Here is a 26,172-nt window from a genome sequence, read left to right as displayed (position 1 = left end):
GGGGCACAGGCGTCCGGCACGGCTCGGACACCGGGCGCCGCACGGGCATCCGGCGCGCCACAGGTATCCGGTGCGGCGCGGGGGCGGCGCCGGAATCTTGTCGTGCACAAATACGGGGGCAGCTCGCTGGCCACGCCCGGACAGGTACGGCACGCCGCCGCGCGGATCAGCGCGGCCCGGGGGCGCGGGAGCCGCGTCGTGGTGGTCGTCTCGGCCCAGGGCGACACCACGGACGAACTGCTCGCGCGGGCCCGCGGCTTCGCGCCGCACGGCGACTCGCGCGAGGCCGACCAACTGCTGGCCACCGGCGAGGTCGCCTCCGCCGCGCTCATGGCGATGGCGCTGCACGAGCGCGGCACCCCCGCGCTCTCACTGACCGGCGGCCAGGCGGGCGTACGCGCGCTGGGCCGGCACGGGAGCGGCCTCATCGACCGGGTGGCGCCCGGACGCATCCTGGGGCTGCTGGAGGCCGGGGCCGTCCCGGTGATCGCCGGGTTCCAGGGCGTCAACTCCAGTGGCGACACGGTGACACTGGGGCGGGGCGGCTCCGACACCACCGCCGTCGCACTGGCCGCGGGGCTGGGCGCGGAGCGCTGCGAGATCTACACCGACGTCGATGCCGTCTACAGCGCCGACCCCCGAGTGGTCGAGGCCCCCCGGCCGCTGCGGCACATACCCGTCGACGTGATGGCCGAAATGGCCTTCACCGGCGCGCGGGTACTGCACTCGCGGGCGGTGGAACTGGCCGCCACGCACGGGGTGGAGACCCTCGTGCTCAGCTCCTCCACGGAAGGACCGGGAACAGTGATCACGGGCACCTACCAGACGGCGCTGGAGACCGCACCGGCCATCACCGCCGTGACCCACGACGCCGATGTGGCCAGAGTGCTGGTGCACTGTGCCGGCACGGCCCCGGACATGGCCGCCGACTTCCTCACCGTGCTCGCCGAGTACGCGCTGCCGGTGGACCTGGTGGCCCGCTCCGGGCCGCACGAGGAGGAATTCCGGATGGGCTTCGCCACCCGCCGCAGCGAACTGTGCGAGGCCGCACCGGCGCTGGAGCGGCTGGCCGGGACGCTGGGCGGCCGGATCCGGATCGACAGCGAGGTGGGCAAAGTGACGGTCGTGGGCACCGGGCTGCTCAACCGGCCCGAGTGCACGGCCCGCATGCTCCGCGCCCTGTCCGACGCGGACATCCCCACGACATGGATCCTCACCTCGCAGATCAGAGCCTCGGCGCTGGTGCCGGCGGACCGGCTGAACGAGGCGGTACGCGTGCTGCACACCGCGTTCGGCCTGGACGCGGGGGCCGCGCGTAGCACGGCGTGTAGTGGCGCGGAGTGAGTGCGGGGTGTCCCTGGGGGCGCGCATTCGGCTGCGGGTGCTTCGTGGCTGGGCGCGCAGTTCCCCGCGCCCCTTGAGCCGCACCCGGCTCGGCGGAGCCGCTTGAGCGCCCCCGGGGGGCGCGCTTTGGGGTACGGAGGCGGAGTGCCCCCCGGGGGGCGCGCATTCGGCTGCGGGTGCTTCGTGGCTGGGCGCGCAGTTCCCCGCGCCCCCTGGGCGCCGGGGCACGAGGGCGGGTCCGCGGTGGTCGCGGGCCCGTCCTCGCGGTGTGCGGCCGGGCGGGTCAGCTACTGGGGCGGATTGCTTCCCCGGGTGGGGGGGCCGCTCCTGGGGCGGCCTCGGTGCCGTCCGCGAAGTCACCGTCGCCCTGGGCATGTTCGGCGGTGGCCGGGGCGTTGCCGCCGCGTGGGAGGAGGGCGGTGAGGGCGGTCACCAGCACCAGCAGTCCGACGTTCCACCACAGGGTGCGCTGCATCGCGTCGGTGTAGGTGTGGGCGCGGGCGTCCTCGGCGGCGTGAGCGAGGGCCTTGCCGACGGCCGGGCGCGCCTGGGCGGGTGCGGATGCCAGTGCGGCGGCGCAGCCGCGCTGGGCCGCCGCGCCCTCCTGGGCGTGCATCTGCCGCTGGTGGCAGGCGCGGAAGTCGGCGACGACGCGGTCCTGGACCGCCCCGTTGACGGAGGCCGCTCGCAGGTCTCCGCGCAGTGACGATTCCACCGAGGCCGATCCGGCGTGGGCCTGGCCGCCCACGGCGCCGAAGAACAGGACGCCGATGAGGGCGACTCCGATGACGCCGCCGGTCTGCATCACGGCGTTGAAGACGCCGGAGGCGGCGCCGGAGTCGGAGGCGGGGACGTCGAGCAGGCTGACGTTGGTCGCCTGCGCCATCACCAGTCCCATGCCCAGGCCGCCGACCAGCAGGGAGGGGATCAGGTACCAGCCGCTCATGCCGGTGCCGGCCAGTTGGATGGTGCCGATCAGCATGAGCAGTCCGGCGACCATGCCGAGGGCGCCGAGGGTGACGACGATCCGCTTGGGTGCCGCGCCCGCGTTGCTGATGAAGATCGCCGCGAGGGTGACCCCGATGGGCCACGGCAGGCTGGCCGCACCTGCTGCCAGGGGTGAATAGCCCAGCCCCTGCTGGAGGTAGAGGGTCAGGATGAGGAAGAAGCCGATGATCGCCGTGAGGAAGGTGAGCATCACCACGAGCCCGGCGTTGAAGCCGCGCAGCCGGAAGAGCGTGGGCGGCACCAGCGGGGAGCCGTCGGCGGCGTTCTTGCGCCGCTGCCACAGGGCGAAGGCGGCGATGACGGGGAGCGCGGCGGCCATCAGACCCCAGCCCCAGCCGGGCCAGCCCATCTCCCGGCCCTGGAGCAGGGGGTAGAGGATGGCCAGCAGGGCGCCGGTGATCAGGAGGACGCCGAGCGGGTCCAGTCTCAGCGGCTTCTCGCTCCTGCTCTCGGGCAGGAGCCGCACGGCCATGACGAAGGCGCAGATGCCCACCGGCAGGTTGACCAGGAAGATGGGGCGCCAGTCGAGTCCGAACAGGTCGGCCTTCAGGAGCAGTCCGCCCAGGATGGGCCCGCTGACGTTGGCGGTCCCGGCGATCATCCCGTAGAGGACGAAGGCCCCGCCGCGTTTGGCGGGCGGGATGGTGGCGGCGATGATCGAGAGCACCTGCGGCACCATCATGGCTGCCATGGCGCCCTGGATGACACGCCCGCAGATCAGCATCGCGGGGGAGACGGAGAAGCCGCATAAGGCGGAGGCGAGGGTGAAGCCCGCCATTCCCAGGAGGAAGAGGCGCCTGCGGCCGAAGATGTCTCCGAGCCGGCCGCCGGTGATGAGCATCAGGGCGAAGGGCAGGGTGTAGCCGATGAGGGACCACTGGATCGCGGCGTTGGTGGCACCCAGGTCGCTCTGGATGGCGGGGATGGCGACGTTGACGATGTTGGCGTCCAGGACATCCACGAAGACCGCGATCAGGACGACGGCCAGGACGCCCGTGGTCCGGCCGCCGCCCTCGTCCCGCTCCTGGGCCCCGGGCGGCCCGGCCGCCTGCGTTGCTTCACTGCTCATGCTGAGGAGTCCTTCCGGGGAGGGTGGGTATGAGGTGAGGTAACTTACTTAGCTTAGTTGGTAAGATATTTACAACGTGAGGGATGTGCAACAGCGTTGGGCGACACACGGATTCACACGGGAGCCCCGCGGCGCCGGGAGCTGACGCGGTCGATCTACCGGGAGGCGCGCACCGCCGCCACCCGGCAGGCGCTGGTCGATCAGGCCGTCGCGGCCCGGCTGGGAATCGGCAGCACCGACCTGCTCTGCCTGGGGGTGCTCGACCACGCGGGCCCGGTCACCGCCGGCCGGCTGGCCGAGCTGACCGGCCTGACCACGGGCGCGGTCACCGGCGTCGTCGACCGCCTGGAGCAGGCGGGGTTCGCGCGCCGCGCCAAGGACCCGGACGACCGTCGCAAGGTGATCATCCATCCCCAGGACGCCCAGCGGGAGCGCACGGGTGAGCTGTACACCCCGGTCCTGGACGCCCTCGACGCCTGGTGCGCCGCGCACACCGAGGAGGAGCTGGAGACGGTCCTGGACTATCTGCGCTCCTTCAGCGGCTCCCTGCCGGGGCTCGCCGAGGGTCTGCGGCAGCGCAAGGTCTGAGCCGCCTCGCGCCGGGGTGTCGCACCGGGGCTCGCGCCGGAGCCGGGGCGGGGACGGAGGGACTATCGCGCGTTCGCGTGATGTGGGCCCTCGTGCCGCTCGGCAGAGTCGGACCATGGGAAAACGGCATACTCCGGCCGAACAGCCCGGCGAACACGACGTGTTGATCGTCGGGGCCGGCCCGGTCGGCTCGACACTCGCATTGGAACTGGCCCACCACGGGGTCACCAGCCTCCTCGTGGAACGGCACGACGCGCCGTCGCTGCACCCGAAGATGGACTTCGTCAACGGCCGCAGCATGGAACTGTTCCGCCGTCTGGGGGTGGCCGAGGAGATCCGCGCACGCGGCGTCCCCTCACGGCACTCCTTCAACTTCCAGTGGTTCCGCTCCTTCGCCGAGCCGCCCGTCGACGAGTGGACCCACCCCTGCGTGGACGACGTGTTCGCGAGCATCGCCGAACACAACGACGGCACCAGCCCGTTGGAGCCCTACCAGCGGCTGCCCGGCAACATCCTGGAGGAGCTGCTGCGGCGGCGGGCCGGTGAGGAGGCGCTGGTCGAACTGCGCACCGGCACCTCCTTCCGCGAGCTGACCCAGCTGCCCGACGGAACCGTCTCGGCGACGCTCACCGACATGGCCACCGGCGACGAGTACGCCGTACGGGCCCGCTATGTCGTCGGCTGCGACGGCGCCAACAGCGCGGTACGGCGCAGCACGGCCATCACCGTGCCCACCATCGGTCCCGAGACCGACCACTGCGACGTGTACTTCCGCAGCACCGACCCGCGTCTGCGCCCGCACGGCAGGTATTTCCTGGGCATCTCCGCGGCCGGCGCGACCCTCGTCTCCCGGGACGAGAAGGACACCTGGACGGCCTTCTTCCCCGTCCTGGGGGACACCGATTTCGAGCGGGACCCCATCGGCGTGCTCAGCCGCCGCCTGGGCACGGACATCACCGTCGAGGAGGTCTTGAAGGTCACCCGCTGGCGGGGCCGGATGAGGGTGGCCGAGCGCTACCGCGAGGGGCGGGTCTTCCTCGCCGGGGACGCGGCTCACGAGTTCTACCCGATGGGCGGCCACGGCGCCAATACCGGCCTGGGCGACGCGGTGGATCTGGGCTGGAAGCTGGCCGGGGTCCTCCACGGCTGGGGCGGGCCCGGGCTGCTGGAGTCCTACGAGGCCGAGCGCCGGCCGGTCGCGCTCTTCAACCGGGAGATGTGCTTCAACCTCCTGGAGGTGTGGCAGCGCTTCCCGCAGCTCGCCGCCGCCGGTACCCCGCCCAGCCACCTGGCCGGCTATCTGGCCCAGGAGCGCTACCAGATCGAGAACACCGGCATCCACTTCGGCTACCGGTACAGCTCCTCGCCGCTCGTCTTCGGGGAGGACGCGGGCGGCGAGGTGCCGCCCAACTGGAAGTGGACGGGCATCACCGCGTCCACCTGGCCGGGCGGACGGGTACCGAGCGTGCGGCTGCCGGATGGCGCGCCGCTGCTCGACCGGCTCTCGGACGGGTTCACCCTGGTCGACTTCTCCGGCAAGGACCTCGGCCGGGCGGTGACCGCCGCGGCCGGCAAGCGCGGGATGCCACTTGAGGTGCTGGCCGTGGACGATCCGCACGCGCGTGGCGTGTGGGAACGGGACCTGGTACTCGTCCGCCCGGACCAGCACGTGGCCTGGCGCGGGGAGGCGCCGCCCGCGGACTGGGGCGAGGTGCTCGACCTGGTCACCGGCAACAGGCCGGAAGGAAGCGGCTCGTGACAGTGGCACGCCCGGGCCGGGGACCGGAGCCGGGAGCGGGACCGCAGCCGGGAGCGGGAGCGGGAGCGGGGCAGGGGACGCAGCCGGGTCCTTGGCACGGGAGGGCGCGGGGGCCGGAGCCCGTGGGGGCGCTCCGGCTGCCGGGCGCCGGGCCGCTGTTCGACTTCCGGGTCCGGCTGCGGCCCGGCGCCGACGCCGCCGCCGGGCTGCTGGCCACCATGGACGCGCACGGTATCCGGCGCGCCATGGTGACCCCCGGCGGCACCGCGACCCTGGCCCGGATCTCCCGGCAGTTCATCAAGGGCGGCGGAGTCACCGAAGACGCCGACAACGGCGCCGCGCTCTCCGTCTGCCAGGAGCACCACGAACGCCTGGTGCCCTGCTACTTCGCCAGCCCGCACAACCCGGACGCCTACGCCGCCGAGGGCAAGGACCACGCTGCCGTGGAGATCTCCCCCGCCGTGCACGGGGTGCCGCTGGCCGATCCCCGGACGGCGGCGCTGGTGGAGACCGCACAGCACGCCGGGCACAGCGTCTACACCGTCTGCCTGCCGCTGCCCGGCTCCGGCGTCGCCGACCTGGCCCGTCTCGCCGCCGGCTTCCCCTCGGTGACCTTCGTGATGGGTCACTGCGGCATCGGCAACATCGACGTCTGGGGCCTCTCCCTCGTGCGCGACAGCCCCAACGTGCTGGTCGAGACCTCGGGCGGCTACACCGTCACCCTGCGCGCCGCGCTCGGCGAACTCGGCGCCGACCGGGTGCTCTTCGGCTCCGAGTACCCCTTGCAGGACCCGGGAGTGGAGCTGGCCAAGTTCGCCGCGCTCGGCCTCGACGGCGCCACGCTGGCCCGCATCACCTGGGAGAACGCCCACCGCATACTCGGGGAGGATGTCGTATGAACTCGATTCTGCCGCAGCTCGGAGACTGGGGCGGCATCCAGGAGCTGCTGGAGGGGCAGGAGAAGCAGCTCGCCCGCAGCCTCTCCTGGGCGGCCCGCTCCCCCTTCTACGCGCGGCGCTTCGGTCCCGGTCCCCTGCCGTCCGGCTCGGCCGACCTGGCGGACCTCGCGCTGACGACCAAACAGGACCTGCGCGACAACTACCCGTTCGGTCTCCTGTCGGTGGAGAAGGAGCGGCTGGCCACCTACCACGAGTCCAGCGGCACGGCAGGCCACCCGACCCCCTCCTACTACACGGCCGAGGACTGGACGGACCTGGCCGAGCGGTTCGCGCGCAAGCACGTCGGCATCACCCCCTCCGACACCCTGCTCGTCCGCACGCCCTACGCGCTGCTGCTGACCGGGCACTTGGCGCACGCCGCGGCGCGGCTGAACGGCGCCACCGTCGTCCCCGGCGACAACCGCTCGCTGGCGACGCCCTGTTCGCGCATCGTGCGGGCGCTGCACGACCTGGAGGTGACGCTCACCTGGTCGATGCCGACGGAGTGCCTGCTGTGGGCCGCAGGCGCGCGGGCCGCCGGGTACGAGCCGGGGGCCGACTTCCCGGCGCTGCGCGCCCTGTTCGTCGGCGGGGAGCCGCTCAGCGGGCCGCGCCGGGCGCGCATCAGCCGGCTGTGGGGGGTGCCCGTGGTGGAGGAGTACGGCTCCACCGAGACCGGGACACTCGCCGGCGAGTGCCCCGAGGGGCGTTTGCACCTGTGGGCGGACCGGGCACGGTTCGAGGTCTTCGACCCGGACACCGGCAACTGCTCCCCCCAGGGCACGGGGCAGCTCGTGGTCACCACCCTCTACCGGGAGGCCATGCCGCTGGTCCGCTACAACCTGGAGGACACGGTGGAGGTGTCCTGCCAGGAGTGCCCCTGCGGCTGGCACCTGCCGACCGTCACGGTGCTGGGCCGCTCCGCCTTCGGCTACGAGGTGGGGGACCGTACGGTGACCCAGCACCGCCTGGAGGAGCTGGTCTACGGGCTGCCGGACGCCGATGAGGTGCTGTTCTGGCGCGCCCGCGCCGAACCGGACCGGCTGCGCGTGCAGATCGAGGCGGCGCCCGGCCGCGCCGAGGGCGCCGCGGCACGGCTCACCGACGTCCTGCGCACCCGGCTCGGCGTCGCCGCCGCGGTGGAGGCCCTGCCGCCCGGCGGTCTGCTGCCCACCGAACTGCTGCGGGCCATGCCCGATGTGGTCAAGCCCCGCAGCCTCTTCGGCCCCCACGAGGACTGGGACAAGGCGCTGCTCTACCAGTGAGGGCCAGGCGCTGCCGGTGCTCGTGGCGAATACCGGTGCTCGTGGCGCGTACCGGTGCTCCTGGCAGTGCCGGCCGACCCCGCTAGAGTTCGCGCCCGCCCCCCTCGGCTTCGGCGAGGGGGGCGTAGTGCTCGATGAACAGCTTGCCGACCAGCTCGCCGCGGCTGGTGACGCCGACCTTCTCGAAGGCCGACTTGATGTGGTCGCGCACCGTGTGGGGCGAGAGGTACAGCTCCTGGGCGATGCGTTCGGTGGACAGGCCGCGGGCGACGTGCACCGTCACCTCCAGCTCCCGGCCCGACATCTCGTAGGCCCCGGCGATCAGCGGCATGATCTCGCCCAGCCCCGCCGGTTCGATGACGACGGCGAAGGACTGGAGCGTCCCGTCCGCCGAGCGCAGGCACGAGGCGTGGCACACCAGCCACTGTCCCGCGCGGGTGCGCAGCCGGATACGGGCCTCGCCGCGCTCACCGTCGCGGGCCAGGGCGCGCGCCTTCATGGCGGTGCTGTGGATCCACACCGGAATGCGGTAGCCGAGCCCGGTGGGGGTGGCGGGGCCGTCGGGGAGTTCGTGGAGATAGCCGAGCGCCGCCTCGTTGACGGAGACGAGGGAGCCGCCGGTGTCGAAGAGCAGCAGCCCCGGCCGGCCGCCCCGGGTGCCGGGCGGCGCACCCAGCGGCACGGTGAAGGCGCGCAGGCGCCGCGCGAGCGGGGTGACCAGGGTGCCGACGAACCTGCTGTCGGCAGCGGTGAAGGGGGTGCGGCCCCGCTCGCGGAAGAGGCTGATGTAGCCGTGCGTCTGCTCGCCGACGCGCAGCACGGCGCGCAGTTCGTCGTGCATGCCCCGGGGGCGCATGAACTCGTGGTAGAGGGCGCTGCGGGTGGGGCGGCCCTGGCTGCTCTCCCACAGGCCGGCCACCGGCAGCGGGGCGCGGGCCAGGTCGCGGAAGAGGTTGACCTGTTCGGCGAGCAGTTCGCACTCCCAGTAGGCGGCGCACTCGGTGCCGTCGATGTTCTCCGCGTGCACGGGCGCCGTCATCATGCCGTTGAGGGGGTCGGTGACCCGCCACACGGCCGCGTCGTAGGGGACGAGGCGGCGCATCCGCTCGGCGGCGCCGGCGAACAGCCGGGTGGCGTCCGGGGCGCGGGCCGCTCCGGAGAGCAACTCCTCCCGCTCCCTGGGCGATCTGCGCTGTAAGGGAACGCTCATTGTCGTGGCCCTGCCCCCTCGGCTCGTGTCCTCCGGGCCGTGCCCCGGGGCCGCCGCGTGGCGGCCCCGTCCGGGCCGAGTGGCGGCCCTCTTCAGAAGGTAACCCCTTCAGGAGGTGACGATTTCGCGGCGTCGCACTCCACGACGTCGGGCTCCAGGACGTCGGGCTCCAGGACGTTGGACTCCAGGCACCGGGATCCGGGCGTCGGGATCCGGGCGTCGGGATCCGGGCAGCGGGACCCGGGCAGCGGACTTCACAAGGTGGCCGCGTCGATCACGAAGCGGTAGCGCACCTCGCCCGCGACCACCTTGGCGAACGCCTCGTTCACCCGTGCCGCATCGACGAGTTCGACCTCGGCGCCGATGCCGGCGGCGCCGCAGAAGTCCAGGGTGTCCTGGGTCTCGCGCAGGCCGCCGATCATGGATCCGGCGACCACCTTCCTGCCGTACACCAGGGAGAAGGGGCCCACGCTGGTGGGCCCGTCCGCGATGCCGAGGTGGACCAGCACGCCGTCAACGGCCAGCAGGGACAGATAGGCGTCCTGGTCCACGCCGGCCGGCGCGGTGTTGAGGATCAGGTCGTGGGAGCCGGCCTGCGCGGCGAACTCCTCGGGGCCCGGCAGGGTGTGGAAGTGGTGCGCGCCCAGCCGCCGTGCGTCGTCCTCCTTGCGGGGGCTGCCGCTCAGCATCGTCACCTCGGCGCCCATCGCCCGCGCCAGCCGGATGCCCAGGTGGCCGAGGCCGCCCATGCCGACGACGGCGACGCGGGTGCCGCGTGCCGCCCGCCAGCGCCGCAGGGGCGCGTAGACAGTGACGCCCGCGCACAGCAGCGGCGCGGCGCGGTGCAGGGGGATGCTGTCGGGGATCCGCAGCACATGGCGTTCCTCGACGGTGATGTGCGTGCTGTAGCCGCCCATCGTCGGCTCGCCGTCGGTACCGACGGCGTTGTACGTCGAGGTCATACCGCGGGCGCAGAACTGTTCGGCCCCGGCGGCGCAGTTCACGCAGCTGCCGCAGGATTCGACGTAGCAGCCCACCCCCACCCGGTCGCCCACGGCGTGGCGCGTCACGCGCTCGCCCACGGCGGTGACGACGCCCGCGATCTCGTGACCGGGGACCATCGGGTAGATGCCCTGGCCCCAGTCGCCGCGTACCTGGTCGATGTCGCTGTGGCAGATCCCGGTGTAGCGGATCTCGATCAGTACGTCGTGCGGGCCGGGCGGGCGGCGGCGGATGACGGTCGGCTCCAGTGCGGAGCCGGCCTTGGGCGCCGCGTAGGCCCGGACCTTCTCCAGTGCGGCGTTGGCGGTCGGCATACGCCTCTCCCCTGCGGTCGGTCGTGCCCCTGAGATCGGTGGTGGTGCGTGAGGTCGGTAGTGGTACATGCGGTCGGCAGCGGCAGGTGTGTCAGTAGCGGTAGATGTGGTCAGTAGTACTGGACGGCGCGGTTCCAGTCCTCGTCCGCGCCGAAGACGGTGCGCGGCTTGACGAACTCGCGCCTGTGACCCAGCAGTTCCGGGGAGACGAGGCCGCCGGGCGGCAGGCACCGGATCCGTGCGGGGATGCCGAGCCCGGTGTGCAGGGCGCGGGTCAGCGCGGCGGCGGCCAGGGCGCCCCGGCCCTCGGCCGTCTCGATCTCGGCCTCCACCGCGTCGGGGCACACCCGGGCGCGCCAGAACAGCACGCCGTACTCGGCCGGGAGGCGGAAGACCTGCTCCTCCAGTTCGTGCGAGGTCACCCGGCGGCCGGCGACGGGGTACCCCTGTCCCGAGCGTCCCAGCACCCGCACGGTGGGCAGCTGCCAGCCGCAGGGGCACTCGGCCGAGGAGATCTCGACGGTGTCCTCCAGGTCGTAGCGGACCAGCGGCATGGCCTCGCGGTAGAGCGTGGTGATGGTGAGCCGGCCCCGGCCCTCGCGCGAGGTGGCGCCGCTCGCCGGGTCGTACACCTGGGCGAGGAACCGGTCGGCCCACAGGTGGAGCCGCCCGTGCGCGCACTCCCCCGCCAGGCTGCCGGTCTCGGTGGAGCCGTAGTCCTGGTGGACGGGGACACCGCCCCACAGTTCGCTGATCCGAGCGCGCCGGGCCCCGCTCAGCGGTTCGCCCGCCACGAGGAACGCCCGCAGCGCAGGGAAGTCCCGCTCGGGGCGGTAGCCGGCCTCGCGCGCCGCGGCCACCCACAGCAGGGCTTCGCTGGGCAGGCACCAGGCGACGGTCACATCGAGATCGTGCAGGGCCTTCACGACCCGCGCGTAGGGCATCACCAGCGAGCGGTTGTCGGCGGGGACGACGGTCGCGCCCCGGCTGCGCGCTGCCTGGTGCGCCTGGTGCGCGGTGGTCAGCATCGCGTAGGGCGTACGCACCAGCACGGTGTCGTCGTGGCAGAGGCCGACGGTGTGGCGGGAGAAGCGGTCGGTGACATCGTGCCAGTCCCGCTCGGAGAAGAAGGAGGGCGTGGGCTCGCCGGAGGTGCCGCTGGACTCGTGGTAGGTGGCCAGCTCGCGGCGTTCGACGGCCAGCATCCCCCAGGGGTATTGCTCCCGCAGATCCTGCTTGGTGGTCAGCGGCACCGTGTCGAGGTCGGCGGCCGTCTCCCAGCGTCCCGCGGCGGCGAGGCGGGGCCGGTTGAACGGGGAGCGCCGGGCCAGGCCGAGCGCGGCGGGCAGCCGCGCGTCCTGGAGCCGGTAGAGGTCATCGACGGACTCCCACGCCCCCAGCGGGGGCGGTGCGGCCGGCGGCGGGGCGCTCGTATCAAGGGTGTTCACGGGCGTTGTCTCCTATGAGTCGGCAGGTGTTCTGCCAGGTCACGCGGTGCCACACCTCGTCGGACAGGTCCAGCGCCCGGTACTTGGCGAGTTCGACGGCCGGGTGCTGGAGCGGGTATTCGGTGCCCAGCAGGACCCGCTCGCCGCCCAGCCGGTCGAGCGCGGCACGGACGACGGCGCTGAAGCAGCCCGAGGTCTCGAAGAGCACGTTGGGCCGGGGCCGGATCAAGTCGATGCCGTAGAGGTCCATGTCGCCGACCCCGCCGTGGCCGAGCACGAAGGTGATGTCGGGGAACTCACGGGCCAGCCGGGCGAGTTCGGCGACGCCGGAGCCGGGCCGCTGGAGGCAGTGCAGATAGACGCCGTGGCCCTTGGCACCGGCCTCCTCGACGAGCGCGGTGGTACGCGCGTCGAGGAGGCCGACGCCGTGTACGGAGGGTGCCAGCTTCAGGCCGCGGAAGCGTGCGTCGGCGGCCCGGTAGTCCGCGCCGTGGCGGTGCGGGTTCGCGAAGAAGAACGGCACGAGCCGGCCGCCGGAGCGGGCGCACCCGCTGAGCACGGCGCCGTTGTCGGCGTCGGTCTCGACGTGACCGCCCTCGATGATCTGGCGGGAGAGGCGGTCGGGATCGACCGCCCCGCCCGCCACCACGACGGCACGGGCGATGCCGGCGTTGTCCATCACCGCCAGGAGCCGTTCGGTGGCCCCTTCGGCTCCGGGGAGATGGGCGTGGGCGTCGAACACCGGTGGGTGCTGCTCCGTACCGGTCATGGGGTCACTTCTCGATGCAGAACTCGTCGATGGGGTACCCCACGTGCCGGTCCTCACTGGGCAGGTAGCCCAGCACCCGGTCGCCGGGCTTGAGTTCGGTGCTGTTGAGCACGGTGCCGCCGGGGCCGAGCACCCGCACGTGCCAGTCGTCCTGGAGGATCAGGTTGACCCGCTGGCCGCCGGGCGCGACCGCGTCCACGGAGATCAGCGGCCGGGATTCGATCTTGACGCGGCCGACGGTCACCATGCGGGTGCCGCCCTTGATGTCCACGGCCATCACCTTGCTGCCGGCCTGGAGTTCGCTCAGGTAGTTGGTGCGCTCGTCCTTGGAGAGCGTGTAGGAGTGGATCGCTCCGGCGTTGACCCGGAAGGGGCGGGTGGGCATGTACGGCAGCGGGTGGGTCTCGCTGACGCACAGCACCATGCCCTTGGAGGTGGAGCCGACCAGGATGCCCTCGTCCTCGCGGAAGTGGGTGCAGGTGTCCACGCAGGCCCGCTCGCCCATGCCGATGTGCTCGGTCTTGACGACCTCCAGTTCGGTGAGGTTCACATCCGGCACCTCGGACTGCGCCGCCGCCTTCAGCTTGGCGGCGTCGCCCACCTTGGCGGGGGCCATCATGACGCCGTCGGAGCCGTGCTCCAGCACCCCGAAGATGATCTCCGCTTCCTCGACGTCCTTGGCGATGGTCACCAGGCTGCCGGTGGAGCGGGCGGCGGCGATGACGATCTCCAGCGGGATCTTCGTCGGGTCGCGGAAGAGCAGCACGCTCCAGGTCTCGGTCCTGGCCGCGTCGCACGCCTCCTCCAGGGTGGGCGCGTCCACGATCTCCACGAAGCGGCCGAACTCCACCTCGGGGTGGCGTACGGCGAGTTCGGCGGGGGTGACGCCGTGCCGGACGGGGTCGACGACGACGACCGTGGCCTCGCCGAAGTCCTCGGGCAGCGTGCTGCCGGCCGGGAAGAGGACCTTGCTCAGGGTCGGGGGCAGCCCCGCCAGGTCGGCGGCGTCGTCCGCGACGATCCCCTCCATCCGGTAGTGCAGGGCCTCTTGGAGGACGGCCTCCTTCAGCTCGCCGAGACCACGTATGTCCAGCCAGCTCAGCTTCATGAAAGAACTCCTTCGCGCGTACGGATGGTCGGGGTGAGGGGTACACAGTCGGCGTGGATGAGGGAGGCGAGCTTGGCGGCGATCGCGCCGGGGTCGGGCGCCTGGAAGATGTTGCGGCCCATCGCCACGCCCGCGGCGCCGCCCGCCAGCACCTCTTCCACGTAGGCGACGACCTGGCTGTCGTCCTCGGCGCGCGGGCCGCCCACGGCGATGACGGGCAGCGGCGCCGCACGGGTCAGATCGCGCATCTCCGCGACGGAGCCGACGTACATGGTCTTCACCAGGTCGGCGCCCAGGTCCGCGGCGAGGCTGACGGCGTGGGCCACCAGCTCCGGGTCGCGGGGGTTGTCGATCTGGGGGCCGCGCGGGTACATCATCGCCAGCAGCGGCACGTTCCAGCGGTCGCACGCCTCGGCGACGGCCGCCATGTCCGAGATCTGCTGCCGCTCCTCCAGCGCGCCGAGGTTCACATGGACGCTCACCGCGTCCGCGCCCAGCCGCAGGCTCTCCTCGACCGTGGCCACCAGGTACTTGGCGTCGGGGTCGGAGGCGTGCACGGTGCTGGCGCTGAGGTGGACGATCAGCGAGGTCTCCCGGAAGAGCCCGGGGCGTACATGGCGCAGGCTCCCCTTGTGGAGCACCACGCCGTCCACCTGGCTGGCGGCGAGCTGCCCTACGAGGTCGTCGAGCCGGCCGCCGCCGGTCACCGGCCCGTCGGTCACGGAGTGGTCCAGGGGGACGATCAGCAGCCGCTGGGAGTCCCCGCCGTAGAGGCGCCGGAGCCGCAGTCTGCGGCCGAACGGCGTGTTCAGTTCGTTTGCCATTCCTTCTCCTGCTCCAGAACGAGACCCGAAGTGCTGTGCTGCGCTGTGAGCATGCGACGGGGTTCTATCGGCCTGCTTTCAGGCACCTATCGCATGTGCGCTGCGGGTGAAGGGAATGGGCCGCAGGGCGCGTTCGCCGAGGATTTCCCCCTGCAACGCGCGGAGTTTTTCGCCGGGTTCGAGGCCGAGTTCGTCGCTGTAGCGCAGCCGCACCTCGCGGTAGACGCGCAGCGCGTCGGCGCGGCGGCCCGAGTGGTAGAGCGCGAGCATGAGCTGGCCGCACAGCCGCTCGCGGAAGGGGTGCTCGGCCACGTGGCCCATCAGTTCCCCGACGATGCCGTGGTGGCGGCCGAGGGCGAGTTCCAGGTCGAAGCACTCCTCGGCGGCGGCGACGCGCTCTTCTTCCAGCCGCACGGCCGCCGAGGCGAGCAGCGCGCTGTCCAGCCCGGCGCCGACCGGGCCGCGCCACTGTTCGGCTCCGGCGCGCAGCAGCCCGACGGCCTCCTCGGCGCGGCCCTCGCGCGCGGCGCTGCGGCCCCGCGCCACCAGGTCGCGGAACCGCGTCACATCCAGCGCTTCGCGGCCGGCGCGCAGCACGTATCCGGCCGGGCGGGTCTCCACCGCGTCGCCGGCGCCGGTCTCGGTGAGCCGTCTGCGCAGGCCCGAGACGCAGATCCACACCTGGCCCTTGGCCGAGGCCGGGGGCCGCTCCCCCCAGATCCCGTCGATGAGCCGGGGCACGGGCACGGCCTGGTTGGCCTCCAGGGCGAGCAGCGTCAGCAGGATCTGCTGCCGCAGCCCGCCCACGCGCACGGCCGCACCCGCGTGTTCGACCTCCAGCGGCCCCAGGACGCGGTATTGCGTTCCCCCCATGTGCCCTCCCCCATCCGACGGCGAGTGGGCCTCGCCGCGTAGGGCTTCAGCGTCCCCGCCGGTGCGGGCCGGGCACATCACGTACTTCCGGGATACGGGCCGCCTTCCGGACAACGACGGACCCGAAGGGGCGCGAGGAACTGCGCTCCCAGCCACAATCAACCCGCGGTCGGCAACGCGCCCCAGGGGGCACCCCGTCAACCGCCCAGGCGGCCCAACCGCTCGGGCGGCGTCAGGCGTACCGGTAGAACTCCGTGTGGTCGAGCAGGTCCGCCGTAGTCATGGAGCGCCAGGGCGGCAGCTTGGTCCGCAGGGAGGGCACGTCGGCCGTGTCGTCGGCGGGCAGGTAGTGCGGCACCCCGGGGTGCAGCCGCATCCAGTCGGCCCAGATCTTGTCGATGAAGCAGTGGTGCAGGAAGAAGACGGGGTCGTTGGGCGAGCCGATGTAGAGCATGTGGCCGCCGATCCAGGTGTGCCCGGCGCCGTGCAGCTTGCCGAAGTCGGCCTCCCAGGAGAACTTCGCGTAGCCCTCCAGGTGGTTGCGGAAGCTGTGGTACGGCGCCTCGGAGCCGGAGGTGTAGTTCCACGGCGGGCAGTCGTAGACGCTCAGCGCCATCGTGTCGGACAGTTCCTCGGGCGTGGGCAGCGCGGGGATGAGGGTGCCCAGTTCGCGGACGAGGAAGTCCCGGTCGTCCTGGGTGTAGTGGCCGTTCAAGGACGGCGGCTCGTCGCCGACGGGCACCACGCTGTTGCGCAGGATCCAGCCGTTGTCGCGGGCGAAGGGCCCGGTCATCACGCGCCGGTCACCGGGCCGCCCGTTGCCGCCCATGAACTCCTCGTCCCACAGCGGGGAGTCGGCGCCCTGGTCGGTGGTCCAGTCCCAGTAGGGCAGGGTGACGCGGGGATCGACGCGGCGCAGCGCGGATTCGAAGCGCATCAGGTACTGGCGGTGCCAGGGAAAGAATCCGGGGTTGATGTGCCCGAACCTCTTTCCGCTGTCCTTGTCGATGTAGTCGGTGGAATTGATCTGAATGTGGATCCGGACGAGTTCGTCGTAGATTCCGCGGCGTTTGATCTCTTTGACGGCCGCGACGAATCTGCGCTTTTCCTCGGCTGTCATATCCAGGTGGTTCTTCCGGATGTGTGTCACGCGCTCTCCCCCTGGCTTCCGTGGTGCCGGCCGCCGTGGCCGAGCGGCAGCAGGGCGGCGCCGCGCAGTTCCTCTACCGCGCGGCGCCCGGCCTGGAGCGGGCTGGCGACGAGTCCGTAGTGGCACAGGGCGCTGAGGTAGGCGCCCTCGCCCAGCTTCATCAGGTGCAGTTCCTCGCCGTCTATCCGGACGGTCTCCACGCCCTCGTGTTCGGTGACCTCGATGGTCCTGCCCCGGTACTTCTCCGTGTGCCCCGGCGCTGCGGCGCTCTTGACCGCCTGCTCCTGGCCGCCCGGCCCGTCCGCCGAGACCATCACGGCCCCGGCGGCGCCGGTCAGTGTGACGCCCGCCGCGATGCCCGTGGTGGCCTTCACCACGTCGCGCCGTCTCATGTCGCGTCGTCCCATATCGCTCCCCGTTCCGGTGGTCTTCGTTCCGGTGGCCTTCGGTGTCGTCCTCGATCCGGTCGTCTTCGCCGCCTTGCTGGATCCGGTGGCCGGACCGCCTCACCGGAGGTGGTCGCCGACGACGCCCTTGGGCTCCAGCAGGAAGCCCGTGAAGCTGCCGTCGTGCGGGATGCCCGGTGCGGTGCTCCAGGGCGGCACGGCGCCCGTGGTCACCTTGCGGACGCTGGGCTCGCCCACCGCGCCCGCCAGCAGACCGGGCCGGTCCGTCAGCAGGTTGAGGGCGAGCGAATCGCGCAGAGGCGCCGTGCCGTCCGCCGGGTCCCAGGGCACGACGACCACGAAGGGGAAGGGCAGTTCGGCGCCGACGGAGGGGTGGTCGTGGGTGGCCGAGGAGAGGACGACGGGCCGCGGACAGTACGAGCCGTCCGCCAGCTCCACCGCCAGGGGGCGGCTGTCGAACCGCGCGCTGTGGTCGGTCAGCCCCTCGGCCAGCCGCGCCACCTGCGCGGCCAGCTGCCCCGCGCGCTCCCGGCCGGTCACGGGCAAGGCGGCGGCCGGGTCCGTGACCGGCAGCGCGGGCAGCGCGCTGAGCCGCTCGGCCAGCTTGTCTGCCGTCTGCTCCACGGGCCCGCTGGTCAGCAGCACGGATACGTTGGTGCAGCGGGTGCCGCCGTCGAACGCGACGGTGTGGACGAGGTGTGCGAGGACGTCCTCGGTCAGCGGGACATCCAGCAGCGCCTTGGTGCGGCCCGGCCCACGTACGGCCGTGGTGGTGCGGCCCCGCCAGCGGCCGACGGCGCTCTCGCCGCCGTAGACGATGCCCAGATCGGCGGCGCCCAGCAGGAACTCCCCCACCTGGTGCGAGCTGGGCAGCAGCGCCAGGCGCCCGGCGGGCAGTCCGGCGCCCAGCAGCGCGGCGGCCAGCCTCCGGGGCGTCCACGGGTCCCGGCCGCCGGGGCGCACCAGCACGCTGTAGCCGTGGAACAGCGCCTGCGCCCAGGCGCCGTGCGGGGCCGGGTGGTTGCTGGCCATGACGGCGGCGAAGAGGCGGCCCCGGGGCACCCAGCGAGTACGGAAGCCGCTGCCCAGGTCGCCGCCCGGCAGCTCGGCCGCCGTGGCCTCGGACAACTCCCGTAATTCGGCGGCGAGTTCGGTCAGGGCGTTGCGCACGGCCGACTGGGCGAGCCCGGTGCTGAGGGCGACTCGCCGGGTGTAGTCCTCGGGGGTCTCGCCGCCGAGGGTGTCCTGGGCGAGCAGCTCGGCGGCCCGGCGGAAGAGCGCGGGGTCGGGCGGTTCACCGCTCGCCCGGGCCCGCAGCGTATCGACCGCGCTCTGGGCCATCAGCCGGGGCGCCAGCCCGACATCGGCGAGCGCCCGGCCGTGGACGCCGCGCAGCGTGCTCCGGTCCGCGCTGGGCACGGCCTCACCGGCCACCAGCGGGTCGAGGACGACGGGGTGTTCGCCGCTCATCAGTAGACCCCCTCCACGATGTCGGCGCTCCCGGCCGCGCGGTAGGGCTGAAGATCGGCCAGACCGTCGCGCCGGGCGCCGGGGGCGGCGGGGACGCGGACGGCGGTGTCGCGCTCCAGCACGTTCGGCAGGAACGTCTCCTCGCTGACCAGGTGGAGCCGCACCCGCCCCCGCTCCCCGTACGGCACCACGGCGCCCGCCTCGTCCACGGGCTCGACGAGCGTGGTGTCCGGATGCGTCTCGAAGACGCAGGCGCGGGTGTCGCCCGGGGCCGGGGGCCGCTGGGGCGCCAGGCCCATCAGCGTGTTGCCGTAGACCCCGATGAGCCGGGCCTCGGGGAAGTACACCTCGTCGAGCTGACGCAGGGTCTCGGGCGAGGCGGAGGTGCCGCTCCAGATGATCGCGCGCACCCCGCGCCGTATCCGCTCCACCAGCGCGGGGCGCCCGCACAGGCTCTCCAGGAGCGGCGGTGTGCTGCTGAGCACCTCGATGTGCTGGGATTCCAGCACGGTCCCGGCCTGGTCGAGCAGGTGCTGGACGTAGGCGTCGGCCAGGTCGCCGCGGCCCTCGGTGACGGCGCGTTTGACCCAGCGCGGGTCCAGATCGACGGTGTGGCACAGCCCGCCTCCCATGGCGGCGTGCCGCTGGACATCGGCGCCCACGACATGCGGCCCGCTCGGGCCCAGGCACAACCAGTCCCCGGTGGGAGGCAGCCCGCCCGCCAGCAGCACCTCGCGGGCCCAGCGCAGCATGGGCAGCCGCCCCTCGCCCGCCACGATCCGCGCCGGGGCCCCGGTGGTGCCGCCCGACTCGTGCACGCGAAAGTGCCGGTCGGCCAGTCCCCGGGGTATGAGGTCCCGTACGGGAACGGTGCGCAACTCGGCGCTCAGGTCGGGGAATCGCGCCAGACCGGCCGCCCCCTGGATGTCGGCCACCGGGTCGAAGCCCAGGCTCTGCCGTTTGCCGAGCCAGAACGCCGACCCGGTAGCCGTGCCGAAGTGCCAGGCCAGCGACTTGCGCACATGGCTGTCGAAGTCCGCCGCCGCGTCCGCGTCCATGCTGCTGAGTCCTTCCGGTGGGCCACTTGTGCTTGCCGTGCCGCTGGCCACGGTCTCCGCCTCGCCTATCCGTGGGTTTTCGTCGGGCTATCGTCCGGTGGCCCGCTGCGGCGCCGGGGACTGCGGCCCGTCCGCCTGCCGACCGTCCGCCTGCTGGCCGTTCGCCGCCTGCTGTCCGGGAGCCCGCGGCCCCGACTGCTCACCCGGTCCCGACTGCTCACCCGGTCCCGGCTGTCCCTGAACGGACGGCCGCTGCCCCGCCGGTTCCTGCGGGGCCGGGCGGGGCAGGGTGAGTGCGACCACGGCGCCCAGCAGGGGCAGCAGCGCGAGGAAGCCCAGCACAGTGGTCAGCGCGTAGTTCTTGGCGAGCGCGCCCGCGAGCGCCGACCCGACGCCGCCGCCCACGAAGAAGCTGAGGTTCAGCAGCGCGATCGCGCCGCCGCGCCGCATCGGGGCGATCAGCGTGGACATCAGCCCGGTGGTGACCACCTGGGTGACGGCGAAGGAGGCGAAGCCCAGCGAGGCGCCGGTGACGATCAGCACGGGTCCGCCCGGCAGCACGCCGACCAGCCCCAGCACCAGCGCGGCGGCTGCCGCCGTACCCGCGAGCAGCCGGTTGCCGCCGCTGCCCGCGGTGAACCGCGACGCGGCACGCGAGGCGACGGCGCCCACCGCCGCGCCCGGCAGCAGCCAGGCGCCGACCGAGAGCACGCTCCAGCCGTGCCCGCCCACCAGCGCCTGCGGCACCGCGTACATGGCCCCGAACAGCCCGGCGTAGACCCCGGCGCCGACGAGCGAGGCGCGCAGGAAGGCGCCGTTGGTGGCGAGTTCGCGCGGGACGAACCCGTCGGCCTCGCGGGCGACGCGCAGCGCGAGACCGGCGGCCGAGAGCACCAGCAGCGCGGCGAGCAGCACGGTCAGCCCGGTGCCCAGCTCCAGCGCCGAGGACTGGACCAGGAGCAGCAAGGAGGCCGCGGTGACGGTCAGCAGCCCCGCGCCGGTCAGGTCGGGAGTCTTGCCGGAGCCGGGGCGGGCGGCCGCCATCCGCAGGCAGAAGGGCACGGCCAGCACCGACAGCGCGGGCAGCACGAGAGCGCCGCGCCAGTGGATCCAGTCGGTGACCAGCCCGCCGGCGAGGGTCGCCCCGGCGGAGAAGATCGCCATGGTGGCGCCGAAGATGGCCAGGATTCTGGGCCGCGCGGCGGGTTGGGAGGAGGCGGCCAGCGCGAGGGCGCTGGAGGACATCGCGCCGGAGCCGGCCGCCAGGACGAACCGGCCGGCGACCAGCGTGCCCAGGTTGGGCGCCGTCAGGCACAGCGCGGCACCGAGCAGCAGCGCGACCGTCCCGGCCAGGAGCGTGGTCTTGATGCCCCAGGTGTCGGACAGGCGGCCGGAGAGCGCGGTGCCGACGCCGAGCGCGAGGGCGTGCGCGGTCAGCACCCAGGCCGCGCCCGCGGGGGTCGCGTGGAGGGCGGCGGCGACATCGGGCAACGCGACGCCCGCCGCGGTGACGCCGAAGATCGCGGGCCCGAACAGCGCCCCGAGCCGGATACCGGTGGAGCGGGCGCTGAGCGCGGCGCCTGGAGACCCCTGCATCGGGGAGGGCACCGGGGAGTTGGCTGTCATGTGGGAGTCCTCGTCTTCGTGAGCTTCGTTGCGGGCTTCGTCGCGGGCTTCGTCGCGGGCTTCGTCGCGGGCTTCGTCGCGGGCTTCGTCGCGGGCTTCGTCGCGGGCTTCGTCGCGGGCTTCGTCGCGGGCTTGTTGGCCGACTTGTCGGTGAATCTCTTCGCGGCTTTCGGGCGGCCGGGAAGCCAGGAGGCCGGGAGGCCGGGAGGCCGCTCACTCGGAGGGGGCCGGGCCCGGCGCCGGGGGGATGTTGTGGTTGAGGCGGAAGACGTTGTGCGGGTCGTAGGCCGCCTTGAGCTGCGCGAGGCGGGCGTAGGTCGCGCTGTCGTAGGCCGCGGGCACGCAGTCCGCCGTGCCCGGACCGGCGAGGAAGTTGGCGTACTTGAGCCCGGTGCCCCAGGGCGCCATCGCGTCCGTGAGCGGCTCGGGCCGGGTGGCGCCGGGGGGCGCGGGCGGCGAGATGGTGGTGAGCGCGAAGCCCGCGTCGCGGTGGTCCACGGCGTTCGGCTGGGCCGGGGCGCGCCCGGCGGCGCCGCCCAGGTGCCGCAGTTCCACGACGTAGTCGTCACAGGCGGCGCCGCTGCCTGCCAGGGCGAGCAGCCGCTGGGTCGCCTCGTGGCCCAGGTCGGCGAGCATGAGGGAGTTCTGGTGGTATTCCTGCGGCCCCTCGGGGTCCATGTGGATGTCGCCGACGGCGGTGTACGGAATGTCCGCGACGGTGTCCAGCATCGGCGTCAAGGCCGTGCGCAGCGGGGCGACCAGCTGCGCGCCCTCCCGCGGCGGGCCCGCGTAGGCGACGCGTATGTGGACGGTGAGCCGGGCGCGCAGCGGTTCGGGCGTCCCGGGAACGTCGGGCAACCGCAGCAGAGCGAGTGAGGAGGTCATCTCCTCGGGCAGCTCGCCGGTCCACTCCCGCCACAGGTGCACGGCCTCGGCCGCCAGCTCCCCCGGGTAGAACAGGCCGCCGCCGTAGAGCCGGGGCACGGGCACCAGCCCGAACTCCAGGGCTGTGACCGCACCGAAGTTGCCCTTGCCGCCGCGCAGCGCCCAGAACAGCCCGGCGTCCTGGGTGGGGGTGGCCGTGCGGTGCTCCCCGTCCGCCGTGACGACCTCGATGGAGCGCACATGGTCGGCGGCGTAACCGTACTTGCGCACCATGAGCCCGAGGCCGCCGCCCAGGGTGTAGCCGACCACGCCCGCCGTCGGCGAGGAGCCGTTGAGCGGCGCCAGCCCGTGGTGGGCCGCCGAGGCGATGACCTGGTGCCACTGGGCACCGGCGGCGGCGCGGGCCGTCCTGGAGACCGGGTCGATGCTGACGGAGCGCATATGGCGGGTGCTGATCAGCAGGCCGCCCGCGGTGTCGGCGGCGGGCCCGTGGCCGGTGGCCTGGACGCCGACGGGCATTCCCCAGGCGCGCGCGAAATCGACCGCGACCCGGATGTGTTCATCGCGGAGGGCGACGACGATCAGTGCGGGGCGGTGCCCGGATATGCGGTTGTATCCGGCGAGTTCGGCGTCGTAGGCGCGATCCCGCGGGCGCAGCACCTGTCCGCCTAACCGCGCCACGAGCCCGGCGACCGCCTCCTGCGGCGGTGCCGCCCCCTCCGGTGGCCGGTAGTGCTCCCTGGTTGACGGCACTGCTGCCTCCTCGCGGTGTCCGGACGAAACGCCGCAATCCTGTGGGGCACACGCGTCGGGAGACATCCCTCATCTGAGGGGGGTGCGATCCGAGGGGATGCGAGGCGGTCCCCGGCCGGGGGGATGCGGGGAGGCACCCGGCCGAGCGCGCGCGCCCGGCTGCCGCGCGGGCCACATCGTGAGACACGGATTCCGCCCGGGACGCCGCGCACCGACGATGATCCGGCCACGGACGAACCAGCAACCGGCGTTCCGCCAGGCCGGAACGGGACGGCACCGAACGGCACGACACAACACGGGTCGGGACGGGACGGGAGAGGAACGATGGGAAACGCGGCACCTTTGGTGCATACCGCCACCGCCATCGCGGCGGTGGTCCTGCTCATCCTCAAGGCGAAGGTCAACCCGGCCCTCGCGCTGGTACTCGGCGCCCTCTACCTCGGTCTGGTGGGCGGGCTCGGCGCCGAACGCACCCTGGAGACGGTCAACAAGGGCTTCGGGGACCTCATGGCCGAGGTGGGCCTGCTCATCGTTCTCGGGGTGCTGCTGGGCCAGTTGCTGTCCGCGCTCGGCGCCATCGAGAAGCTGGTGACCTTGCTGCTGCGGGTGCTCGGACCCCGGCGGCTGCCGTACTCCTTCGCCGTGACGATGGGCACGGTGCTCCAGTCCATCTTCGCGGACGTCCTGCTGGTGATGACCGCGCCGCTGGCCCGCTCGCTGGGCGCGCGCATCGGCCCGTACGGTCTCGCGCGGATGGCGGCGGCCATGGCCCTGGGTGTGGAGGTGGGCATCGCCCTGTCGGTCCCCGGCATCGGCGCGCTCGCGCTGGCCGGACTGCTGCACATACCGCTGGGCATCATGCTGCTGTACGGCTTCCCGCTGGCGGCGGTGACGATCCTGCTGACGCAGCTTGTCTTCAGCGCCCTTGTCAAGCGGGGCTTCTGGAACCCGGAGCGGGACGAGAGCGCGCAGGCGGCGGCAACCGACGCGGCGGCATCGGAGACGGCGGTCTCCGAGACGGCGGTCTCCGAGACGGCGGTCTCCGAGACGGCGGTCTCCGAGACGGCGGTCTCCGAGACGGCGGTCGCCCCTCCCCAGGGTGGCGCGGGACCCGCCGTCACCGGCCCTCCCCTGGCGCTGTCGCTCGCTCCACTGCTGCTGGCGCTGGTGATGATCGCCGCCGGGGCCTTCGCCGAAGTGGCCGGGTGGCGTTCGCCCGTGGCCGGATTTCTGGGCGACCCGGTGACCGGGCTGCTGACGGGGCTGGTCCTCGCCTGCCTGGTGGCCCGCCGCAGCCTGCCGCCCGGCGCGGTCGGCGAGGCGTTCGGGCAGGGGTTCCGCACCAGCGGCCAGATCCTGGTACTGACGGGGGTGGGCGGTTCGCTGGCCGCCGTGGTCGAGGCGGTGGGGCTGGGCGACCTGGTCAAGGACTCGTTCTCGGCGAGCACGTGGGCACCGCTGGCGCTGGTGTGGCTGATCGCGGCGGTGCTCCACATGGCGATCGGCTCCGTCACCACCTCGGCGATCACCGCAGCCGGCATCCTGGCCCCGGTGGCGCCGGGCCTGGAGGTGCAGCCGGTGCTGATCGCGCTGGCGGCCGGCGCCGGCTCCCTGTTCGCGATCCACGCGACGAGCAACACCTTCTGGCTGTTGCAGACCCTGCTGGGACAGACGACCAGGGGGACGCTGAAGACGGTGACGGTCACCGTCTCGGGCGCCTCGGTGATCGCCCTCGGCCTGATCCAGACCGCCGGCGTGGTGCTGTGACCGCGCGGGTGCCCCCGGCAGGGCGCGCGGTGCCCCCGGCCGGGCCCGAGTTCCGGTGGCCGGGGGCGCCTGTCGCCCTGCGGGCTCGCGCCGACGTGAGCCCGCGCCGACGTGAGCCCGCTGGCGTCGGCTCACGCCGACGTGGGGCCCCTCGGCACGCGGGTCAGTGTGCAGACGCAGGCTGCGGCCGGCTGCCGCAGTCCGCCCACCGGCCGTCCCAGCCCGCGTTGCCGCCGCCGTCCTCGACGGTGAAGGTGCCGCTGCCCTGCGGGAACGGGCAGTTGTAGACGCCGGTGACGCCGATACCGGTGGCCTTGACGCCGCTGAAGGTGGCCGCCCCCTGGGTCTCGGCCTGGACGGCCACGGTGCCCGCCTTCTCGATGGTGGCGCCGTCCACGGTCACGTTCTTGACGGGGTGCCCGGCGCCGCCGCCGGAGACCAGCTCGAAGACGCTGTAGGGGCTGTCGGTGGCCGTGGTGTCGGTGATGCTGACCTGCGCCTCGATGGCGGAGTCATAGGAATCGGCCCGCAAGGCGCCCATCGGATGGTGCCAGTTGGGGTTCATCGCACCGGCCCGCACGAGCGCGTTGCCGTCGGCCTTGACCGTCCCGGCCAGCGGGAAGATCGGCTCGGCGAACTTCTGGTTGGAGAGCGCGATGCCGCTGCCGAGAGCATTGGTGTCCAGCACCAGGTTGTCGCTGACGGAGATGTCCCGCCCCCCGTAGACGGCGATGCCGTTGGCCAGGTTGGGCTGGGTGACGGTGTTGTTCTTGAAGGTGCTGGTGGAGTTGGTGGTGTTCAGCGACCACATGGCCGGCGCGTCGTCCCCGGTGTTGCGCAGAAAGTTGTCGCTGACGGTGATGTTCTCGGCGCCGCCGTTGAGGTTGAGCCCGTCGGCGGTCAGGTCCAGGAAACGGTTGCCGCTGACGGTCAGGTTGTCGTTGTTCCCCATCAGCCACAGGCCCACCTTCAGATGCTGGAGCCACATCCCGGAGACCGACGAGTCGGGGCCCAGCGCGCCGTTGACGAAGTTGTCGGGGCTGCTGTCAACGCGCTCGGTGACCTCCCCGAGCACGGCGAAGTCCTTCAGGTGGACCTTGCCCAGGGAGGAGGGCTGGTTGATGAAGCGGGAGCTGTGCACCTGTGAGTACCAGTTCCCGGCGCCCTGGAGCGTCACGTCCTGCACGCCGCTCAGCTCCGAGGTCAGCTTGAAATCGCCCTCGGGGATCCAGACGGCGCCGCCCTTGGCGTCCGTTGTGGCCTGGCGGAACGCCTGGGTGGAGTCGCCCTCTCCGCTGGGATCGGCGCCCTTGTCCACGACGGAGACGGAGCCGGATGGCCGTACGGCGCTGCGGCCTGACGCTTCCGAGGGCAGCGTCGTATACGTGCGGTCGGGGTCGATGAGCGAGCCGTTGGTGGCCGCCCGCTCTGCCTCCAACTCGGTGAAGGGCACGGTCGCCCCGCGGCCTGCGATGTCGAACGGGGACTGCACCGGCGCTGCGGGCGGCGCGGACGTCGCGGCGGACCCGGCGGGAGG

The 26,172-nt window shown here is 73.0% G+C and carries 21 protein-coding genes; 6 read left to right on the top strand and 15 right to left on the bottom strand.

Annotated features, from left to right (window positions below; genetic code table 11):
- Positions 1-102 precede the first annotated feature (102 nt).
- Entirely contained in the window at positions 103-1,344 is a 1,242-nt protein-coding gene (locus ABD339_RS11380; RefSeq protein ID WP_344564866.1) for an aspartate kinase, read from the top strand.
- A gap of 283 nt (positions 1,345-1,627) precedes the next feature.
- On the opposite strand, the gene ABD339_RS11375 is transcribed toward ABD339_RS11380, so the two are convergent.
- Positions 1,628-3,421, bottom strand: a complete 1,794-nt coding sequence (locus tag ABD339_RS11375) for a DHA2 family efflux MFS transporter permease subunit (RefSeq protein WP_344564864.1) — start codon at positions 3,419-3,421, stop codon at positions 1,628-1,630.
- Positions 3,422-3,517: 96 nt separating this feature from the next.
- Here ABD339_RS11375 and ABD339_RS11370 point away from each other — a divergent pair, with 96 nt between their 5' ends.
- The 4 genes from ABD339_RS11370 to ABD339_RS11355 all read left to right on the top strand — a co-directional run bounded on the left by ABD339_RS11370 (position 3,518) and on the right by ABD339_RS11355 (position 7,971).
- Entirely contained in the window at positions 3,518-4,009 is a 492-nt protein-coding gene (locus ABD339_RS11370; protein WP_344564861.1) for a MarR family winged helix-turn-helix transcriptional regulator, read from the top strand.
- Between the two features lie 115 nt (positions 4,010-4,124).
- Entirely contained in the window at positions 4,125-5,768 is a 1,644-nt protein-coding gene (locus tag ABD339_RS11365) for an FAD-dependent monooxygenase (protein ID WP_344564860.1), read from the top strand.
- Between the two features lie 122 nt (positions 5,769-5,890).
- Complete coding sequence (locus ABD339_RS11360; protein ID WP_344564858.1) at positions 5,891-6,667, top strand: amidohydrolase family protein; 777 nt, start codon at positions 5,891-5,893, stop codon at positions 6,665-6,667.
- Positions 6,664-7,971, top strand: a complete 1,308-nt coding sequence (locus ABD339_RS11355; RefSeq protein ID WP_344564856.1) for a phenylacetate--CoA ligase family protein — start codon at positions 6,664-6,666, stop codon at positions 7,969-7,971. The genes ABD339_RS11360 and ABD339_RS11355 overlap by 4 nt, the downstream gene beginning before the upstream one ends.
- An 82-nt stretch (positions 7,972-8,053) precedes the next feature.
- Here ABD339_RS11355 and ABD339_RS11350 read toward each other — a convergent pair whose 3' ends face one another.
- The 13 genes from ABD339_RS11350 to ABD339_RS11290 all read right to left on the bottom strand — a co-directional run bounded on the left by ABD339_RS11350 (position 8,054) and on the right by ABD339_RS11290 (position 22,868).
- Complete coding sequence (locus ABD339_RS11350; protein ID WP_344564854.1) at positions 8,054-9,181, bottom strand: response regulator transcription factor; 1,128 nt, start codon at positions 9,179-9,181, stop codon at positions 8,054-8,056.
- A gap of 254 nt (positions 9,182-9,435) precedes the next feature.
- Positions 9,436-10,497 carry an NAD(P)-dependent alcohol dehydrogenase gene (locus ABD339_RS11345; protein ID WP_344564852.1) on the bottom strand — a complete coding sequence of 354 codons (1,062 nt, stop codon included), beginning with the start codon at positions 10,495-10,497 and terminating at the stop codon, positions 9,436-9,438.
- Positions 10,498-10,607: 110 nt separating this feature from the next.
- Positions 10,608-11,945 carry a phenylacetate--CoA ligase family protein gene (locus tag ABD339_RS11340; protein WP_344564850.1) on the bottom strand — a complete coding sequence of 446 codons (1,338 nt, stop codon included), beginning with the start codon at positions 11,943-11,945 and terminating at the stop codon, positions 10,608-10,610.
- Positions 11,932-12,714, bottom strand: a complete 783-nt coding sequence (locus tag ABD339_RS11335; protein ID WP_344564848.1) for an amidohydrolase family protein — start codon at positions 12,712-12,714, stop codon at positions 11,932-11,934. The genes ABD339_RS11340 and ABD339_RS11335 overlap by 14 nt, the downstream gene beginning before the upstream one ends.
- Before the next feature lie 4 nt (positions 12,715-12,718).
- Positions 12,719-13,822 carry a 3-dehydroquinate synthase II family protein gene (locus tag ABD339_RS11330; RefSeq protein ID WP_344564846.1) on the bottom strand — a complete coding sequence of 368 codons (1,104 nt, stop codon included), beginning with the start codon at positions 13,820-13,822 and terminating at the stop codon, positions 12,719-12,721.
- A complete protein-coding gene (locus ABD339_RS11325) occupies positions 13,819-14,646 on the bottom strand; it encodes a 2-amino-3,7-dideoxy-D-threo-hept-6-ulosonate synthase (protein ID WP_344564844.1) in 828 nt (275 codons plus the stop codon). The genes ABD339_RS11330 and ABD339_RS11325 overlap by 4 nt, the downstream gene beginning before the upstream one ends.
- 78 nt (positions 14,647-14,724) lie before the next feature.
- Entirely contained in the window at positions 14,725-15,519 is a 795-nt protein-coding gene (locus ABD339_RS11320) for an AfsR/SARP family transcriptional regulator (protein ID WP_344564842.1), read from the bottom strand.
- A gap of 232 nt (positions 15,520-15,751) precedes the next feature.
- Entirely contained in the window at positions 15,752-16,669 is a 918-nt protein-coding gene (locus ABD339_RS11315) for a tyrosinase family protein (RefSeq protein ID WP_344564840.1), read from the bottom strand.
- Positions 16,666-17,076 (bottom strand): tyrosinase family oxidase copper chaperone, encoded by a 411-nt coding sequence (locus ABD339_RS11310; RefSeq protein ID WP_344564838.1) that lies wholly within the window; start codon positions 17,074-17,076, stop codon positions 16,666-16,668. Before ABD339_RS11310 ends, ABD339_RS11315 begins: the two co-directional genes overlap by 4 nt.
- Before the next feature lie 99 nt (positions 17,077-17,175).
- On the bottom strand, positions 17,176-18,546 hold the full coding sequence (locus ABD339_RS11305) for an aldehyde dehydrogenase family protein (protein ID WP_344564836.1): 1,371 nt from the start codon (positions 18,544-18,546) through the stop codon (positions 17,176-17,178).
- Positions 18,546-19,604, bottom strand: a complete 1,059-nt coding sequence (locus tag ABD339_RS11300; protein WP_344564834.1) for an acyl-CoA synthetase family protein — start codon at positions 19,602-19,604, stop codon at positions 18,546-18,548. The genes ABD339_RS11305 and ABD339_RS11300 overlap by 1 nt, the downstream gene beginning before the upstream one ends.
- An 87-nt stretch (positions 19,605-19,691) precedes the next feature.
- A complete protein-coding gene (locus ABD339_RS11295; protein WP_344564832.1) occupies positions 19,692-21,230 on the bottom strand; it encodes an MFS transporter in 1,539 nt (512 codons plus the stop codon).
- 213 nt (positions 21,231-21,443) lie between these two features.
- Positions 21,444-22,868 carry an FAD-binding protein gene (locus ABD339_RS11290; protein ID WP_344564830.1) on the bottom strand — a complete coding sequence of 475 codons (1,425 nt, stop codon included), beginning with the start codon at positions 22,866-22,868 and terminating at the stop codon, positions 21,444-21,446.
- 324 nt (positions 22,869-23,192) lie between these two features.
- On the opposite strand from ABD339_RS11290, the gene ABD339_RS11285 reads away from it, so the two are divergent.
- Positions 23,193-24,635 (top strand): GntP family permease, encoded by a 1,443-nt coding sequence (locus tag ABD339_RS11285; RefSeq protein ID WP_344564828.1) that lies wholly within the window; start codon positions 23,193-23,195, stop codon positions 24,633-24,635.
- Between the two features lie 163 nt (positions 24,636-24,798).
- Here ABD339_RS11285 and ABD339_RS11280 read toward each other — a convergent pair whose 3' ends face one another.
- Positions 24,799-26,127, bottom strand: a complete 1,329-nt coding sequence (locus ABD339_RS11280; protein ID WP_425575965.1) for a right-handed parallel beta-helix repeat-containing protein — start codon at positions 26,125-26,127, stop codon at positions 24,799-24,801.
- Between the last annotated feature and the right edge of the window lie 45 nt (positions 26,128-26,172).

This window comes from Streptomyces axinellae (assembly GCF_039532135.1).
Lineage (GTDB): Bacteria > Actinomycetota > Actinomycetes > Streptomycetales > Streptomycetaceae > Streptomyces > Streptomyces axinellae.
Note: the sequence above shows the minus strand (reverse complement) of the source record. Positions and strands in the feature narration are given on the sequence as shown.

Coding starts and splice junctions, on each gene's coding strand:
- ABD339_RS11375 (WP_344564864.1), bottom strand. CDS start 3,421: ATGAGCAGTGAAGCAACGCAGGCGGCCGGGCCGCCCGGGGCCCAGGAG.
- ABD339_RS11365 (WP_344564860.1), top strand. CDS start 4,125: ATGGGAAAACGGCATACTCCGGCCGAACAGCCCGGCGAACACGACGTG.
- ABD339_RS11355 (WP_344564856.1), top strand. CDS start 6,664: ATGAACTCGATTCTGCCGCAGCTCGGAGACTGGGGCGGCATCCAGGAG.
- ABD339_RS11350 (WP_344564854.1), bottom strand. CDS start 9,181: ATGAGCGTTCCCTTACAGCGCAGATCGCCCAGGGAGCGGGAGGAGTTG.
- ABD339_RS11345 (WP_344564852.1), bottom strand. CDS start 10,497: ATGCCGACCGCCAACGCCGCACTGGAGAAGGTCCGGGCCTACGCGGCG.
- ABD339_RS11335 (WP_344564848.1), bottom strand. CDS start 12,714: ATGACCGGTACGGAGCAGCACCCACCGGTGTTCGACGCCCACGCCCAT.
- ABD339_RS11330 (WP_344564846.1), bottom strand. CDS start 13,822: ATGAAGCTGAGCTGGCTGGACATACGTGGTCTCGGCGAGCTGAAGGAG.
- ABD339_RS11325 (WP_344564844.1), bottom strand. CDS start 14,646: ATGGCAAACGAACTGAACACGCCGTTCGGCCGCAGACTGCGGCTCCGG.
- ABD339_RS11320 (WP_344564842.1), bottom strand. CDS start 15,519: ATGGGGGGAACGCAATACCGCGTCCTGGGGCCGCTGGAGGTCGAACAC.
- ABD339_RS11310 (WP_344564838.1), bottom strand. CDS start 17,076: ATGGGACGACGCGACATGAGACGGCGCGACGTGGTGAAGGCCACCACG.
- ABD339_RS11305 (WP_344564836.1), bottom strand. CDS start 18,546: ATGAGCGGCGAACACCCCGTCGTCCTCGACCCGCTGGTGGCCGGTGAG.
- ABD339_RS11300 (WP_344564834.1), bottom strand. CDS start 19,604: ATGGACGCGGACGCGGCGGCGGACTTCGACAGCCATGTGCGCAAGTCG.
- ABD339_RS11295 (WP_344564832.1), bottom strand. CDS start 21,230: ATGACAGCCAACTCCCCGGTGCCCTCCCCGATGCAGGGGTCTCCAGGC.
- ABD339_RS11285 (WP_344564828.1), top strand. CDS start 23,193: ATGGGAAACGCGGCACCTTTGGTGCATACCGCCACCGCCATCGCGGCG.